Raw genomic sequence first — 17,717 nt, forward strand, 5'->3', positions numbered from 1 at the left:
TTAGAATGTCATATTTAAACCAAAGGTTAAAGTGCGTGGCTGAGGGGCAGTATAAAAATCCCATCCTTGACGAATATTACTGCTTTGAGTAGTTGCATCAGCTGTTCCCGGAGAGCTAGCCTCTGGATCCCAGCCTGGATAATCTGTTATGGTTAGTAAGTTATATGCTCTGGCAAAAACTCTTACATTCTCTAAACCACCTCTCTGAACAATTCGTTTTGGAATTGTGTATCCAAGAGAAACCTCTTTTAGCCTAATATATGAGCCATCAAAAATTAACATGCTAGAGGTTCCATATCCATTACCCTCATAAAATCTTGGTTGTGGATACTTTGCATTATCTCCAGGTTGTCTCCAAATGTTTTCATAAAACTCAACAACCTGATTGTCAAACCAAGAAAAACCATCTGCTTGCCATTGTCGACCTTGATTAAAAATATCATGTCCATAAACAAATTGAAACATTACATTTAGATCAAAACCGGCATAACGGAATGAGTTAGTAAAACCACCCCAGAAATCTGGGTTTGGATCACCAACAATACGATTAGCTGCAGCGGAGAGACTAGTTGTTGTTTCATCCCCTGTTTCATTCAGGTAAAACAAAGCATCTCCATTTGTGGGATCAACTCCGGCAAATTCTTTTGTGTAGAAGACACCAATCGGCTGACCTTCCATAACACGCCAGATGCCTGAAGAAATAACTTGACCATCCAAATTCGTTATTTTATTTTTATTAAATGTAATATTGAAATTTGATGACCAGCTGAAAGGCCCCTCAATATTAACGGTATTAAGAACAAATTCCCACCCTTTGTTTTCCATCTCCCCAACGTTACGGTATACTGTTGAAAAGCCAGTGGTACCAGGTATTTGTACGTTTAGTAACAGATCAGTTGTTTTTTTGAAGTAATAGTCAATTTCGCCTGTTATGCGATTATTAAAAAATCCAAAATCCACTCCTACGTTAGTCTGGGTAGTGGTTTCCCACTTTAAATCGGGACTTGGTATAGAGGAAGATACCATACCAGACAAACCAGCATAATTACTTCCCATATACAACCCACGTGCAGCAAAGTTGTCAATTTCGGAGTTTCCTGTTACACCCCAACTAATTCTGGGTTTTAAAAAAGATAAAAAGTCATTATTCAAGAGAAAATCCTCATTAGATGCTATCCAAGCCAAAGCTGCTGAAGGAAAGAAACCATAACGATTGTCTTTACCAAAACGTGATGAACCATCAAATCGTCCACTAGCATCAATAAGAAAACGCTCCATCACTTTTAAGTTGGCTCTTGAGAAGTATGAGTTATAACGATAACCGGTTCCGCTTGACGTAGCATTGGTAATTTCAGAGGCACTTGCAATACGCTTAAAATTATCGTTAGGAAAACCCTTCGCTGATATTGCAGCAAAATCAAAATCTGCCTGTTGCAAACTATTTCCTAACACCACGTTAAGATCTAAAACAGGCGATAACTTTTGATTGTAAGTAAAAAAACTTTCGAGGTTATAAATCTTTGAATTCACGGAACGATCATAAGCCTCTCCTTCAGGCCCACCATCGTTGGTTAATCGACTTCGATACTCTATTTCTCGCTGATTCAACAAATCTACTCCTGCTTCAGTCCGGAAGCTCAACGATGGTAAAATATTGATTTGGGCATAAAGATTACCGAAATTCCTGAAAATTTCAGTATTCGACATATTATGTTTACGCACTATCAAACCATTCTCGTATAACGTATTAGAGTTAAGCTCACCAGTATTTGGATTATACTTTGGGTTTAACGGAGGTAGCGCAACCATTTGCAGAGGTGTAGAGAATGCATTGTCATTAGCTACCCTGAAGTTTCGGCTACGTACCAAATTCATATTCATACCAAAAGATACATTATCAGTTGCCTTTTGATCTAAATTTAAACGTCCACTAATCCTGTCGAAAGAATTACCATTTACGATGGAAGTTTGATCTACTGTGGACAAACCTGCATAAAATTGTGTCTTTTCGTTTCCTCCACTTGCGCTAAAATCAAATTGCTGCATAGATCCACGTCTTAACGCTTCATCCTCCCAATTTGTGTCAGGACCTTGTGATAAGTCGCTTGGATTGAGAGGATCTCGCCAATAGTTTAACCCCCAATCTAAAGCATCAGTCCAATCATCCCAAATAATATAGGGTTCATTTGATCCTCCTGCCACATTGGAGTAAGCTAACTCAAAAAGATCTAAATATTGAGCTCTATTTAAGAAATTCACTTTATTTGCTGGTTCACTAATCCCGATTTGACTCGAAAAATTAAATGTGGTTCTACCTGGCTTTCCCCTTTTTGTGGTGACTAAAATTACCCCATTAGATGCTCTGGAACCGTAAATTGCAGCAGCAGACGCATCCTTAAGCACCTGAATAGATTCAATGTCATTGGGATTTAAATCTGCAATAGGGTTGGTAGGTTCATTATTATTTGCACCAAGGTTCTGCGATTGGACAGGCATACCATCAATTACATACAAAGGCTGGTTACTAGCAGAAATTGATGAAGCCCCACGAATTCGGGTTCTTACGGCCTGCCCAAGTTTTCCACTACCTCCTACAACATGTACACCTGCTGCACGCCCTTGCAATGCGGACTCAAATGTAGGTGCAGTGTTATCTGCAATATCAGATGCTCTTACAGAAGCTATTGAACCAGTTAACTCTGCCTTTAATCGTGTTCCATAGCCAATCACAACTACTTCACTTACAGCTATGGCATCACTTGCGAGAATCACATCAATTACGCTTCTTCCGGCAATGGGTTGCTCCTGTGAACGCATACCCACAAATGAATAAACAAGCGTCTGCGCATCGGCAGGTACGTTGATTGAGTAAGAGCCGTTTACTTGTGTTACGGTACCAATGGTGGTTCCTTTCACAAAAACCGAGGCACCCGGTATGGGCATGCCATCGTCACTCCCGGTAACTGTTCCGGTAATGGTCCTGGTCTGAGCCATTAAGGCTGTGAGCCCACAAACCAGTACGAACGAAAGCGCCAATAGAACTTTCTTCATAAAGTCAAAGGTTTAAATTAATAAATAGGATAATAGAAATGAATTTTCTCCATTTCACTGATATTCAACAAAAGAAATATACTAAACTCAATTTAGAATAGTTTTCCAACTCTCATTTTTTGTCTTTCAAGAATATTTTGAAACTCTTAAAAAATGACTAGTCACTAAAAAACTGACTTAAATTGACTATAAATCTACAAAGAAATGAGTAATTAAAACAGTTTTCCTTACGTTTTTTGGCAAAAACACTGATATTTTTTATAAAATATCAACCAACACACCTTTTTTTAGTACAACTAGCAAGAAAAATATTGAATTAAATTAATCCAACAGAAAATACAATGACAGAAAAGGACTTTGAAACAGATGTTTCAAAGTCCTTAATCTTAAAAAATACTTTTACTTAGTAACCTGGATTTTGCTCCAGCAGAGGATTCACGTCTCTAGCTGCATCAGGAATCGGATATACCAAATCACGTGTTGTACGACCTTTAGACTCAAGATATACTAAAGCCATCGATTTATTTGGATTAGATTGAGATGGAGTTCTCTTCATGTCAGTCCATCTTGTGCCTTCAAAAGCTAACTCAACCCTACGTTCGTGTATGATTTTATGCAAATCTAAGGTAGTAAGCGCTGCTAATCCACGTTTCTGACGTACGGCATTAATTCTCCCAAGAGCTACTTCGTCAGTTGAATTATTTGATATTTTGAACTGCGCTTCAGCAGAAATAAGATACATCTCTGCAATACGAGATACGATAAATGGAGAGGAACCATCACCTGGATCACGAAACTTCTTTGCAAACCATTGCCAGCTAGGATTTGTAAATGCGGTAGGAATATTTACAACAGACGCATCTTTACGAGTATCTCCTTCTTCATACGCTTCAATTAAAGACAAATCAACAGGAAGTTCAGCCCTTCCACTGCCAACCATACTTGAATGCCTTAAAAAGAATCCCATAGAGTTTGTTCCATCTGTGGCTGTGTGGTTAATATAAAAAATGTGCTCTTTATCGTTATTTGCCTTTACCCATATATTATCATAGTTATCACTTAAGGCAAACAAATTACTGGCTATAACCTCATCAGCTAGTCTTTTGGCCTCGCCATTATTCCCTCGTATTAAATACACTCGCGATAATAAAGCTTTTGCAGCCTCCTTTGACACTAGAGTTGGGCCTTTATATGCGGCTGCATTATTTACAGCAAACACTAAATCATCGATTATATATTGCCAAACATCAGCCTCAGAACTTCTGGGAACGATTTGCATATCTGGATCTCTTGATTCAATAATGGGAACACCGCCAAATAATGTAACCAACTTGTAATATGCATACGCTCGCAGATAACGTGCTTCACCCTCTAATAGCTTCTTAGATTCTTCTGGAATTGCTGTCGCAACTTCAAGTAAATTAACAACATCGTTAGCAGTCTGTATAATAGAATATGGACCATTATAATAACGTAATGTTAGTACATTATTAGTTAAAATGGCATTATTATCAACTTCACCGTGTTGAAAGAAAGTTGCCCTATATACAAGATTGTCAGAAGATAAATCTTCAGTAAGGAAACTTAAATAAAAGAACGTTATTGGATTTCGCCATGTTGCATAAACACCATTCATTAACAGTTGAACGTCATCACTGGTAATTGTATTTGGCGTAAGCTGGTTTCTAGGAAATACATCCAACTCATCTTCGCATGAAGTAATAATACCTCCAAAGATGATAAGAAACAATAAATATTTAAATGCTTTCATAGTCTAATTGATTAAAAGTTTGCAGTGATTCCAAACTGAACAGTTTTCATCTGAGGAATGGCTCCTTGGTCAACACCATAGTTCGCTACAATAGTCTCTGTTGAAATCTCAGGATCAAATCCAGTATACTTAGTGAAAGTCAACAAGTTCTGACCAGAGACATATACACGAACTGAATTCAAATTGATACGTTCAGTGTACATCTTTGGGATTGTATATCCAAGAGTAATATTTTTTAAACGCACGTATGAAGCATCTTCGAGAAATCGAGAACTTCTTTGAGTATTAAATGTTCCTTGAGTTCCTGCTATCACTCTTGGTTGCTTAGCATTTTGACCAGGCGTTGTCCATCTGTCATCGTAAATATCCTGAAATACATTTGTAGCAGTAGCATTAGCACCTAGACTAGCCCCTCCACCAATTCCTTCTTCGTGAAGTTTATACAGTTTATGACCAAATGAACCTTGGAAGAAAAGTGAAAGATCAAATCCCTTAAACGAAAACTCATTTACCAAACCACCATAAACTTTAGGAAGTGGACTACCCATAAACTGACGGTCGTCGGAATTAATAATTCCGTTCTCATCCAAATCTTCATAAAGCATATCCCCGGTTTGAGGATCAACTCCAAGAGCCTTAATTACAAAGAATGCACCTAAAGGTTGACCTACTTCATGGCGAGTAACGAAAGAACCATTAATAGGTTGATCTTCGTAAAGCTTCGTTATCTCATTTTTATAAGTACTTAATGTAAGAGTGGTATTCCATGTAAATACTCCCCTCATATTATTGGTCTTAAGAGCAATATCAAGACCAGTACCTTCCATGTTTCCAATATTCTCTAATCTGGTATTAAAACCAGCCGTTGCAGGGATTGGTCTATTGATCAGAAGATCTTCAGTTTTCTTCTTATAATAATCTAATTCAAACATAATCCTGTTACGCAGGAAACCCAGTTCTAGTCCTAAATCGACCTGCTCTGTTGATTCCCATTTCAGGTTGGGATTACCTAATCTAGCCAAAGCTAAGCCTGAACGGTCGTTATAGTTTTGTCCTGCCTGAAAAGTTTGTAGATAACCGAAATCGGCTATACCACCTTGGTTCCCGGTCTTACCGTAACTTGCTCTAAGTTTGAACATCGAGACGAAATCAAGAGGAAGATCAGAAAAGAAATTCTCTTCAGCTACATTCCATCCGGCAGATAAGGAAGGAAAATAACCATATCTTCCCTCTTTAGGGAAACGAGAGGATCCATCACGGCGCATTGAAAATCCTAATAAGTATTTATCTTCCCATGACAAGTTTACACGTCCTAGAGTAGATTCAAGAGTATTTCCTGTCCAACTAGTCCAGCCAGCAACTACCTTAGCTCCGGCATCCAAAGTTCTGGTTACATCTGACGGAAAATCATGAACCTCGGTATAAGTCCTATCTCTGGTGTTTTTTTGATACTCAAAAACAGCAATAGCATCTAAATATAATCTATCCTCAAGAAAAGATTTACGGTAATTTAGATTTTGCGTTAGTACATAGTTCATCCTTCTTGAAATACCAGAAGTTGCACTACGGTTTGCTGCTTGCCCCTGAAAAGATTTAATTGGATTAAATGCATCTTCTTCAGTAATTACGTAATCAATACCAGCAGTAGACCTAAAAGTTAATCCATCATACAATTTTACTTCCACAAATGTAGATGTCAAAACATTGGAAAGCACTACGCTCAAATCTGGCTCGAACATCTGAACAGGATTATTAAATGCATTTGTACCATAAGAGCCATCTGCATTAAAAATCGGTTCATCTGGACGAGCAACCAACGCCCTTGGCCATGGACTATAAATACTATTGTCATTGGTGGTTTCAGCTCGTTCAGAACGAGATAGGTTCATATTTGATCCTACTTTAATGTAATCATTAATTATATGATCTAGATTTAAACGAATACTATATCGCTCAAAACGTTGCTTATTTAATAAACCTTCCTGACCAAAATATCCAACGCCCAAGTAGTACTGAGACTTCTCAGAACCTCCAGCAGCAGAAAACTGGTAATTCTGGACAACAGGGCTATCCTTTTTTATTTCATCTATCCAATTTACATCATAAGTCGGATTAATAATTTCACTTTCGGTAAAAACTGCTGCGTTTCCAGCTGCAATTTGTGCATCATTATACATTCTTCGATAATCACTTGCGCCCAAGAGTTTTCTTTCATTTACCAATGATTGAACTCCATAATATGAACTAAAGGTTACACTCGACTTTTCTTTTAAACTACCTTTTTTTGTAGTTATGAGAATCACACCATTTGAACCCCTAGAGCCATAAATTGCGGCGGCGGCGGCATCTTTTAGTACGTCAATCGAAGCAATGTCATCAGGATTCAAGTTTGCAAGAGGAGAGAATCCTTGTCCAATATTTGTATTAAACAAATCTTGCGTGTTGGATATTGGTACACCATCTATTACTACTAAAGGATCATTTCCTGCAGCAATTGAGGAGCGACCTCGTATCGCCATAAGAACATTACCACCGGGACGGCCAGAAGTTGCTGCAACATGAACACCTGCCATACGCCCAGAAAGCGCTTGAGCTACGTTGGCAACTGGCATATTCTCAATCTGTTCAGCAGATACACTAGCAACAGCAGTGGTGACTCGTCTTACACTTTGAGTACCATATCCCACTACTACAACTTCATCCATTCTAATGGCATCGCTTATAAGTATGGCATCTAATACAGTGCGCCCAGCAATGGGTTGCTCCTGGGTTTGCATACCCACAAAAGAAAACACGAGGGTTTGAGCATCGGCAGGTACATTTAGGGAGTAACTACCATTTACCTGAGTAACGGTACCAACTGTGGTACCTTTCACGAATACCGAAGCACCTGGTATTGGCATACCATCGTCACTTCCGGTAACTGTTCCTGTAATGGTTCTAGTTTGGGCTGTTAACGCAGATAGCCCACAAACCACCACGAACGAAAGTGCTAAAAGAACTTTCTTCATAAAGTTAAAGGTTTAAATTAATAAATAGGACAAAACAAGTTTAGTATTGATATATATATGACAATTAAAACATTATCCTAAATCCTTTGAGGTATTCATATTTTACCTCTGTCAACAAATAACACGTTTTCAATTTATTATAACCAAAACTTCAACAATTCAAGTCAAGTTAAGAATAAATTAAAACAAATAGTAAATGAATTGATACTTTTTTTTACTATTTACTTAAACAAATGTTATTTAATGACTTTTGTCAGGATTTTAACCTTCAAATATTCATCAAACACCGCACTATTATTACGGGACATCACAAAAATAACATTTTTAAGTTACAAACCATAAGTTCGATTAAAATAGTGTTATTTTTTTATCGAATCACCTATTAAAAACATACCCAAAAGACTCAAAAAACATTAGAATTAACAGCATATACGGCAATTTCATATCAACCTATCACAAAAAACTATATTGTATAGGCAAGAGCAAAAAACTGTAAACCTCTGTAAGGGTTATAAATGGTAGATAAACGAGTAATAAGTGATGTAACATTGAATACTTCGTAACAATTTTTCACAAGAAAGAATGACAAAACACATGGTTTTTACATGACAAATATCACTTTAAACCCACGCTTCCAGATAGTTATGCATGCTTTATATGGCCACAACATGCAGATAATAAACTGAAAGCAACCTAATTACAGCAACCCCATGAGCGTAACAGCAAGCCAAAGAGCAAATGTTATCTATTTGTTAAAATTTTGTAAAGAGAAATGGCATACATCTGATAAGGCAGAAATTTTTATGTAATCAGTGGTTAAATGGGAAGATAGATTAAATCGTATTCCTGTGGTTGTTTACAAAACTGCGCGACTTTGCCCCAAACAGGCAACATGTCGCTAAAAAAAAGGATGTACGGGAGCGTTGTGCCGCCCCCTATGGGGCGCACGGATTACAGATGAACGTAGTATTGTATGAGATGTGCGCACCTAACGGTGCGCCTCTTGATTAAAGAACACAAAAACTTTGTTATTGGCCGCAAAACGAAACTTCTAGTAGATTCGCTCCAGAAACTCCTCCATTTGACCACTCAATACCAGTAAAGAGAGTTCAAGCACCTTGGATTGATACATGGCATCGAGGGAGCGATCCACCGCATTGATATAGCTCAGCTGAAACTCCCTAAAGCCCAGACCGGAAAGCACTCCCAACTCATATCTTTCGAGGGCCAGATTCAGGTTGTTGCGCGATACTTCTACGTTCTGTTTTTCAAAGTCCACCATCAGCAAATTGTTGATGTAGGTATTGTAGAGCATAGCCATTTCACTAAACACCTGGAGCTTTGCATCTTCGTACGTCAACTCACGGTTTTCTATTTCGATGCGTGCATTTTTAATGGCCCGGTTTACTTGCGAGCCATTGAAGATGTTCATCGATGCTTCCAGACCATAATTAAACCCTTTGGATTGATTAAAAGTAGTGACCGACGCTGGCGATTCGGAGCGGTTGTAGGTATAACCGGTAACAAAATCAAGTGTAGGAAAACGAGCCGCCGTAGCCAGTCGCAACTCCTCCTGCGAAATGCTAATCCCCATCGCAGAGGCGGCTAAAAGGGAGTTATTCTCCAGAGCCATCAACTCAAGGTCATCCTGAACCAAAGGTAAGCCCAATGAGATGGTATCTGATACGTACATTGAACTTGCCAAATCCAGGTTCACCAATCTGTTTAAACGCACGTAGGCGTTACGTAAGTTCTCCGTTTGACGTACATAATAGGAGCTGTCGGCATTGAAATCCAACCGTGCCTGTTGTAAATCCATGCCCGAAGCGGTACCAATGTTCACTTTCTCGGTGATGATACGAAAGCGCTCCCTCGACAAGTTCATGAGTTGCTGTGCTGCATCCATGCGGTGCTGCTGCACCACAATACGGTAGTACTGATTGCTGATATTCACCACCAAATCTTCAACAGTACGTCGTGTCTGCATTTCGCTGAGTGAAAGATTCCAGGCTGTTCGGTTAAAATTGGCAAACATTGCAAGACCGTCGAACAAACGCCAGCTGAGATTGATGCCTCCATTGAGGTTTTCGGAGCGGGCATCCCTAAACTGACGCGTTACACCTTCGCCTTGAGCCAATGTAATTTTGCTCTCGGTGCGAGACTTGTTATACCTTCCGGTTCCTCTTACAGATGGTAAAAAAGGTTGATATGAGTGATTGTTTCGGGCCATCTCCGCACGGTTAATCATGATCTGCACCTGCGGATTGGATTCCAGACCCAACTCGATAAGTTGCGACAGCGGAATGGATGAAACTTCCTGAGCCTTGCTGCTCAATGTCAGTAAGAGTACAACCAGAAAAAGGATTACGGATTTATAGCGTATCATATTAAGAGACTGTTTGAAATTTGTATTAAATCTGTTTTTAAAGAATTTTAGACCCTTAGATGCTGAGCAAAGCGAAGTGCCGCAATGCGGGATAAGATATTTAGACTGACAGATAAGATATAACAGAAAATAAAAAAACTAATCATCTATCTCAACTATTCTATCTGTCTAAAATCGAACACTCTTTGCCTCTAATTCATGTTTCGTAAATTCAATTTAAACAGTTACTAATAATAGCAGACAATTCAAATAAAACGAATGACTTCACAACCATACTCATATTATTATCTCCGCTTTAAGATATATGCATTCACTGAGACGTAAGTTAAATTGCAGAGGGCTCTTCAAGATTAGACACCTCCTTGCTCTTTTCAGAAATAAGTGAGTAGACAACCGGAATGACAAATAGCGTCAGGAATGATGCAAACATCAGACCACCTACCACTGCAATACCCATCGACACACGGCTCTCGGCACCTGCTCCCCAGGCCAGTGCCATAGGCAGCACACCCAGAATGGTCGACATACTGGTCATGAGAATTGGCCTGAAGCGTGCAGCAGCAGCTTCGCGAATGGCTTTACCAATCGGCAGTCCGGCGGCTTTTCGCTGATTGGCAAATTCAACCATCAATATACCGTTCTTGGAGACCAATCCAATGAGCATGATGACACCAATCTGGCTAAAAATATTCAATGTCTGATCGAAATACCACAATGAAATTAAAGCGCCCACCAGCGCCAATGGCACCGTAACCATAATGATTAATGGATCGCGGAAACTCTCGAACTGCGCAGCCAAAACCAGATAAATCAGAATCAACGCGAGCATGAATGCAAAAAGCAAACTGGAGGTACTCTCCACAAAATCCTTAGAGTCGCCAGCCAGTGCTGTGCTGAAAGTATCGTCCAACACAGATTCTGAGATACGATCCATCTCTTCCAGACCCTGACTGAGGGTATATCCACGGACCAACCCTGCTGAAACCGTAGCAGAAACAAAACGGTTATAACGAAACAACTGAGGCGGTGTACTGCTTTCCTCCATCGTTACTAGGTTATCAAGCTGTATCAGGTGTCCACTGTTGTTTCGCACATAAACGGAAGCAATATCGGCCGGACGGTTGCGGTTGTCGCGTTCCAGCTCACCAATTATCTGGTACTGCTTGCCATTCATAATGTAGTATCCCACACGCTGACCACTCAATGTCAGCTGTAGGGTTTGAGCTATATTCTGAACCGATACGCCCATCATGGCCGCCTTTTCTCTATCGATGTGAATTCGGAGTTCAGGCTTGGTAAATTTGAGGTTCACATCATACGTTTGGAACGCCTCACTCTGCCCCACTGCCTCCATAAATTTAGGTAAGAACTCCTTCAATTTATCGAGATTCTGAGCCTGAATAACATATTGAACCGGCAAACCGCCCCGTCGTCCGCCAAAAGTCTGTTGCTGTGTCACAAAGCTACGGGCACCGGTGAGAGAACGCACACGTTCGCCCAAATCATCGGCAATCTGCTGCTGCGTGCGCGTACGGTCAGATGGATTCTCGAGCGTGACGTTAAAAAAGGCACTGTTGTTATTCCACAAACCGACAATTTGGAACAGCGCTCTGTGCTCGGGCACGTGCTCACGCACAAGCTCTGCCAGCTCATCGGTATATCTTAATGTATAATCAAATGTAGCGCCTTCCGGAGCAGTGGTGCTGATGCGTATTTGCGATCTATCCTCCAAAGGTGCCATTTCGGATGGAATACTGGACCATAATGCCCAAATGAGGATTACGGCAGAAATCATCAATAAAGGCGTGAGATACCATCGCTTCATGAAAGTTTCAAGCGAACTACTATAAGTATTTGTGAGCCAGTTAAAGAATGGTTCAGTGGCCTTGTAAAACTTGTTGTGTCCATTGGTACGCGGCTTAAGAATCTTAGTTGAAAGCATGGGTGTGAGTGTCAACGCCACAAAAGATGAGATCATCACTGCACCAGCAATCACAATACTAAATTCGCGAAACAGTCGACCAGTGACCCCCTGAAGAAACACGATGGGGAAAAACACTGCCACAAGCGTAATTGTGGTGGCAATAACGGCAAAAAATATCTCTGATGCCCCTTGAATACCGGCCTCTTTGGGATTCATCCCCTTCTCTATTTTGGTATAGATGTTTTCCATCACCACAATGGCATCATCTACCACCAGACCAATGGCCAACACCACAGCCAGAAGAGTTAGTATATTTATGGTGAAACCCGCGGCATACATAATAAAGAAGGACCCAATAAGCGAAATGGGTATGGCGATGGCGGGAATGATGGTAGTACGCCAGTCGCGCAAAAAGAGAAAAATGATTAGCACCACCAGCACAAAGGCCACATAAATGGTCTGTTGCACCTCGTTTATCGAGTCACGGATATATTGTGTATTGTCGAAACCCACTTCGGCGATAATGTCGGCAGGCAAATCACGCTTTATCTCTTCCAAACGTAAAAGCGCCTCATCAACAATGGAGATATAATTGGCACCAGGCTGAGGCACCAGCACGTTGTTCACCATGGGAACGCCGTTCATCTTCAAAATACTGCGCATGTTTTCGGCTTCAACCACGGCGCGACCTAAATCACCAAACCGCACCACACGGTCGCCATCCTGAAACACCACCATGCGGTTAAAATCCTCGACAGAGGTAAAGCGCCCCATGGTTCGTACGGTCAGCTCTGTGTTTGCACCTTCAATCATTCCCGAGGGCAACTCGATGTTTTCCCGGGCCAGAGCACTGCGAATATCCACAGGCGTAAGTCCGTAGGCAGCCAGTTTGGCAGGATCCATCCACAAACGAATGGCAAAACGCTTGGCACCCCAGGTCATCACATTGCTCACACCCGGAATGGTTTGCAGACGCTCCCTGAAATTCACCTCAGCAAATTCGGTAAGGTCGATCAACGAACGCGAATCACTACGTATGGTGATGGAAAAGATGGGCTGTGCATCGGCATCAGCTTTGGAAACCACAGGTGGATCCACATCCGGAGGCAGCATACGCATGGCACCAGACACTTTGTCGCGCACGTCGTTGGCAGCTGTTTCAAGGTCAACCTCCAGATTAAACTCTACCGTAATCTGGCTACGGCCATCGCGGCTCGAACTGCTGATACTTCTGATGCCGGGAATACCATTGATGGCCTGTTCCAGAGGTTCAGTAATCTGCGTTTCAATTACATCGGCATTTGCACCTGTAAAACCTGTTGAAACCGATACAATTGGCTGGTCCACACTGGGAAAGTCCCGTACACCGAGATATGAAAACCCGATAATCCCAATAATCAGGATGAAAAGGCTCATCACAATGGCTAATACGGGCCTTCTTATACTTAAAGAAGATAAACTCATTCTATTTCAGTTAACTACAACGTAATAAAACTAAATTGACTAATGCGTAAGGGTTATTATCGGTTCAGTATGGTCACCGGCATGCCTGAACGGAGTTGCAAAATACCGCTTGTAATAACCGTGTCACCGGCAGCCAGACCTTCAACCACGGCCACAGTGCGCTCAGTGCGCGTGCCTGTACGTATAGATGTTTGAACGGCTCTGCCATTTCGATATACAAACACCAGCTCGCCATCCATTTGTGGAATGATGGCCTCACTTGGAACCTGTACCACATCCTCTTCACGGCTAATGATAATTCTCAAATCGGCAAACATACCCGGCAAAAGTCTGTACTCCGAATTGGGATATGTTGCTCTTAGCACTACAGAGCGCGTCCGGGCATCCACCGAGGGCTCCACAGCATATACTACGGCCTCAAAAGTTTCGTTAAAGCCGGCCACATTAAAGTACACGGTGCGGCCAGAGAGGACTTCGGATTGGTACCTTTCGGGCACTGAAAATTCCAGTCGCAGAGGCGAATTCTTTACAAGGCGCGCCACACGCATGCCGGGTTGCATAAAGGTACCAGGACTTACATATCTGAAACCGATGAGACCTTCGAATGGTGCTCTGATTTGCATTTTTGCGATGCGTGTATCTAAAAGTTTAATCTCCGATTCAATTACCAGCAAATCGGTTTGAACCCGGTCAAAAGCTTCCCGGCTAATGGCCTCTTTCTCTAAAAGAATTTGCTGACGTTCAAAGGTTTGCTTTATCAGCTCGCGTTGATGAATGGCTTTATCGCGCTGAGCCTGCAACTCAGCATCATCAATGCGGAGGAGTAAGTCTCCCTTCTTTACGCGGGAACCTTCCTGAAAATAAATCTCGCGCACTATCCCGGAAATCTCAGTTGTCACATCAACCTCTTCGCTGGCAACCAATGTACCGGCAGACCGCAACGCGTTCTCCATAGCTTCGGGCTTTAATGCCACAGCCGACACCGGAAGCGATCTGGACATGCCTGAGTTGCCGTTACCTCCAGCCTCACTTTTAAACAGATTGGTTTTTGGCAAGATGATAATGCCCAATACAACCAAAACTAACAATATCAGTAATGTTCTTTTTAATGTGGTATTCATTTGAAAATTCTTTTATGACATTGGTCTAAATAATTCATGCTACATTATATGGCTATTGCAACCTAATCGCTTATTACTGTTACTGGCAGAATATAAACCACCTCTTTTTCACATCATTATAAAAACAGATAAAAACCATCATTGTTTCATGGTGCACCAAAAGATGCGTTTACGATGTGCATCAAGCAAAAAACAAATAAGTTGAAAAACACCTGTATTTATTAAAAACGGGATGCGATAAGGCCTGTTCACTTACAACAACAGTATTTAAGACCTCAATGGAAGTAAATAGTTTAACAGCCTAAATGTAAAAAAAAGTAAAACACGGAGCGCACAATGCATTATACTTTGTGCGGCTGCGTGTTTACAAATAAGTTGCTGATTGGTTATGCTGAGAATGAGACAAAATCTCTACTCCTCGTCTTTAAAATATGGAAACACATCCATTATCGGACTTTCGTTAACACCTGTCACATCAAAATCAACAGTCATTCCAGAAAGAGACGTAAGCAGATTGTCATAGGCCTCCTTCAGGTTATTGCCCATAACAAGCATTTGTGAAGTGATTTTCTTCTCCTTGCCGGCAGTCTCATCAATGGATACGTAGCCAACTTTGCATTTGTACCAGCGGTCGGCATCATCAAAAGGAAAAATATCGGAATAATCGGCTTTGCGGATGTTGGTAACATGAAATTCGCCACGTATCATCTGCTCAAGCTCTTTATGAATGCGGCTTTCGGCTTCAGTAAACGATACGGCATCAACCAGATAGGGCTCATTCACCTTTTTCTCTTTGCCGGTGGTTTCATCAATTTTAATATAACGTACTTTACACTCAAACCAAGTATGCATCTGGATAAAATTTTAAAATGAAAAAGGCAAAGATAACATCGTAAACCGTTCCAGAAACTCTTTTCAGGTTCAATTTATGAACAACTGAAAATCACAGATAATGAGCAGCGGATAAAAAATTCAAACATTTTGAAAAAAAATTCGCTTTTTCAATACGTGTGTGGCAGCTCTGATTTGTCATACTACTGAAAACCGATAAAAGAGGCTATTTCAATGTTACGGTTTCGCAATTTTTATGACTGAAAAAACATTGATAATAAGAACAAACCAAATAAAAACTACCTGATATGGACAATAAGGATATTCGCCGGAACTTATACCGGGTACTAAGAAAAACAGGCGTGCCGAGAGAGAGAATTGTAGTTGAGGCTAATTTCTCAAATGATTTGTTAATGGATGAAGTTGATATGACTTGTTTTCTATTCTATTTGGAAACCAAATTCAACGTGGATATTGATACCGCTACGCTACCAAAAATCCATTCTATAAAATCGACCATTGATTATCTTCAGCAACGTTGTGCCTGACCTGACATAGCTGAACATGAAAAGCACAGCCATGAAGACGCAAAGCGGGACTTTTTTCGAAGTTCCGCTTTTTTATTCCTGGCTGCCAAACACGCGCTCAAGAGCTTCGTCGGGTTTAATGATGTTGTAGTTTCGCCAAAATTCGGGATCAAAATCGCCCAACTGCTCCGAAAGCACATAATCGGGGCGAAAGGCATCGGCCCAACGTATGCGAGTGCGTGGCTCCAATATGTGCACATCGCTCACCAACATCTCCGATACGGTATGAAAGACACTTCGATCCCGCCGATCGCGATCCACGATGCGCAAGCTCACCTCACCCCTCACGCGCGACAAAACCCATAAATCGCCCCATGGACGGTAATCCACAATATAGCGTGCAAAAAATGGCCGCGTGCGAAACCGACGGGCATCGCGCTTAATCAAGTAGCTGCGGCTTCGACGTAACGAAGCAGCCGTCATCTCAAAAGTTGCACTCACCAGGGCATGGCTTTCGGAATCAATTCGCAACTCGCCCTGATAAAACAGTTCGCCACTATCGGTTACAGGTTTAAAACCGATTCGGTAAACCACTCTTTCATACTCAATACCTACACCCTCAAACGAATACTTATACCGGCCATTTTCACCAGTAGAAGGGAAAAAATCACGGTTGCGCACCACATCCAAACGTGAAAAATTATAAGGACCACCAACCAGTTTGAAATTGACAAAATCCATGTCGGAGGTTTCCCGCCCCTTACGTCCGCGAATGAAGCGCACCCGCTCGGGTTCGTCAGCAAAACGGTAGGTAGGCTTAAACACTTCAACAACGGCCTCTGAAACATCTACATAACGTCCATCCTGCTGTATTGTCTCCCGAAAGAAAGCAGTAAGTATGGCAGAAGTTTCAGAATAGTTGTTGGGAATATTTTCAACCATCTGACGAATAATATCTTCCGGGTTGATATAGACCACACGAACCTCGGGCAACCTGACAGAAGTTTCAGGCATGAGAATAAGCAGCGTGGTATCCTGCGCAGGGATAGTAACTTTTCGGCTTAAATAGCCAAGATATGAAAACATGAGTTGCTCGCCTGCATAGCTGTTGGGCAGGAGAAATTCAAACTGCCCCCCATCGTTTGTGGTGGTACCAACTGGTTTCCCCACCACACCTATATTGACCATTCCCATGGGGCGGTGAGAGCCAAACTCCTCTACACTGCCCCTGATGCGTATTCCGGATGCTTCGGTTATATGTCCACGCCTTCGACCAATGATAACCTGACGATCCATAAACTGCACCACCACGTTAGGTTGGCTAAAAAACTCATCAATCCAACGCTCAGATTGCGCAACAGGTATAACGACTGACACCAATGAGTCAGAGTTGATTAAATCGGCATCATACGCAAAATCATATCCCAGATGCTGGCTTAAGGAATCGATGAGCATCCGCACTTTAATGCGCTCATAACTAAGAAAAGATGTGTTATTGGAATTAGTCTGCCCCAAAAAGGGTTGACTGAAAAATGTGAAAATTGTCCACACAACCAACACAACCATTCCGATCCGCAGACGCGCGGAGAACAGAAAATGATTGCGGATGTGTAGCGTCATAGTGTAAAGTT

At 41.4% G+C, this 17,717-nt stretch carries 9 protein-coding genes; 1 reads left to right on the forward strand and 8 read right to left on the reverse strand.

Annotated elements, in window-relative coordinates; all coding sequences use genetic code 11:
- The 7 genes from ALKIM_RS0102815 to ALKIM_RS17425 all read right to left on the reverse strand — a co-directional run bounded on the left by ALKIM_RS0102815 (nt 1) and on the right by ALKIM_RS17425 (nt 15,580).
- Nucleotides 1–3,051, reverse strand: a complete 3,051-nt coding sequence (locus tag ALKIM_RS0102815) for a SusC/RagA family TonB-linked outer membrane protein (RefSeq protein WP_026473325.1) — start codon at nt 3,049–3,051, stop codon at nt 1–3.
- Nucleotides 3,052–3,454: 403 nt separating this feature from the next.
- Nucleotides 3,455–4,822, reverse strand: coding sequence for a RagB/SusD family nutrient uptake outer membrane protein (locus ALKIM_RS0102820; protein ID WP_026473326.1), 1,368 nt, complete (start codon nt 4,820–4,822; stop codon nt 3,455–3,457).
- An 11-nt stretch (nt 4,823–4,833) separates the two neighbouring features.
- Entirely contained in the window at nt 4,834–7,833 is a 3,000-nt protein-coding gene (locus ALKIM_RS0102825) for a SusC/RagA family TonB-linked outer membrane protein (protein ID WP_026473327.1), read from the reverse strand.
- A gap of 1,051 nt (nt 7,834–8,884) precedes the next feature.
- Nucleotides 8,885–10,219 carry a TolC family protein gene (locus ALKIM_RS0102830; protein WP_026473328.1) on the reverse strand — a complete coding sequence of 445 codons (1,335 nt, stop codon included), beginning with the start codon at nt 10,217–10,219 and terminating at the stop codon, nt 8,885–8,887.
- A 325-nt stretch (nt 10,220–10,544) separates the two neighbouring features.
- Nucleotides 10,545–13,607 (reverse strand): efflux RND transporter permease subunit, encoded by a 3,063-nt coding sequence (locus ALKIM_RS0102835; protein WP_026473329.1) that lies wholly within the window; start codon nt 13,605–13,607, stop codon nt 10,545–10,547.
- Between the two features lie 56 nt (nt 13,608–13,663).
- Nucleotides 13,664–14,728 carry an efflux RND transporter periplasmic adaptor subunit gene (locus ALKIM_RS0102840; protein WP_026473330.1) on the reverse strand — a complete coding sequence of 355 codons (1,065 nt, stop codon included), beginning with the start codon at nt 14,726–14,728 and terminating at the stop codon, nt 13,664–13,666.
- Between the two features lie 411 nt (nt 14,729–15,139).
- Complete coding sequence (locus ALKIM_RS17425; RefSeq protein ID WP_044117707.1) at nt 15,140–15,580, reverse strand: DUF4494 domain-containing protein; 441 nt, start codon at nt 15,578–15,580, stop codon at nt 15,140–15,142.
- Nucleotides 15,581–15,867: 287 nt separating this feature from the next.
- Between ALKIM_RS17425 and ALKIM_RS0102850 the strand changes: the two genes are divergently transcribed.
- Nucleotides 15,868–16,107, forward strand: a complete 240-nt coding sequence (locus ALKIM_RS0102850; protein ID WP_026473331.1) for an acyl carrier protein — start codon at nt 15,868–15,870, stop codon at nt 16,105–16,107.
- A gap of 72 nt (nt 16,108–16,179) precedes the next feature.
- Here ALKIM_RS0102850 and ALKIM_RS0102855 read toward each other — a convergent pair whose 3' ends face one another.
- Nucleotides 16,180–17,706, reverse strand: a complete 1,527-nt coding sequence (locus ALKIM_RS0102855; protein WP_026473332.1) for a carboxypeptidase-like regulatory domain-containing protein — start codon at nt 17,704–17,706, stop codon at nt 16,180–16,182.
- Nucleotides 17,707–17,717 lie beyond the last annotated feature (11 nt).

This window comes from Alkaliflexus imshenetskii DSM 15055 (assembly GCF_000517065.1).
Lineage (GTDB): Bacteria > Bacteroidota > Bacteroidia > Bacteroidales > Marinilabiliaceae > Alkaliflexus > Alkaliflexus imshenetskii.

Excerpts from the sequence above, each read along its gene's own strand:
- ALKIM_RS0102850 (WP_026473331.1), top strand. The coding sequence starts at position 15,868 with ATGGACAATAAGGATATTCGCCGGAACTTATACCGGGTACTAAGAAAA.
- ALKIM_RS0102835 (WP_026473329.1), bottom strand. The coding sequence starts at position 13,607 with ATGAGTTTATCTTCTTTAAGTATAAGAAGGCCCGTATTAGCCATTGTG.
- ALKIM_RS0102855 (WP_026473332.1), bottom strand. The coding sequence starts at position 17,706 with ATGACGCTACACATCCGCAATCATTTTCTGTTCTCCGCGCGTCTGCGG.
- ALKIM_RS0102840 (WP_026473330.1), bottom strand. The coding sequence starts at position 14,728 with ATGAATACCACATTAAAAAGAACATTACTGATATTGTTAGTTTTGGTT.
- ALKIM_RS0102820 (WP_026473326.1), bottom strand. The coding sequence starts at position 4,822 with ATGAAAGCATTTAAATATTTATTGTTTCTTATCATCTTTGGAGGTATT.
- ALKIM_RS0102825 (WP_026473327.1), bottom strand. The coding sequence starts at position 7,833 with ATGAAGAAAGTTCTTTTAGCACTTTCGTTCGTGGTGGTTTGTGGGCTA.
- ALKIM_RS0102815 (WP_026473325.1), bottom strand. The coding sequence starts at position 3,051 with ATGAAGAAAGTTCTATTGGCGCTTTCGTTCGTACTGGTTTGTGGGCTC.
- ALKIM_RS0102830 (WP_026473328.1), bottom strand. The coding sequence starts at position 10,219 with ATGATACGCTATAAATCCGTAATCCTTTTTCTGGTTGTACTCTTACTG.
- ALKIM_RS17425 (WP_044117707.1), bottom strand. The coding sequence starts at position 15,580 with ATGCATACTTGGTTTGAGTGTAAAGTACGTTATATTAAAATTGATGAA.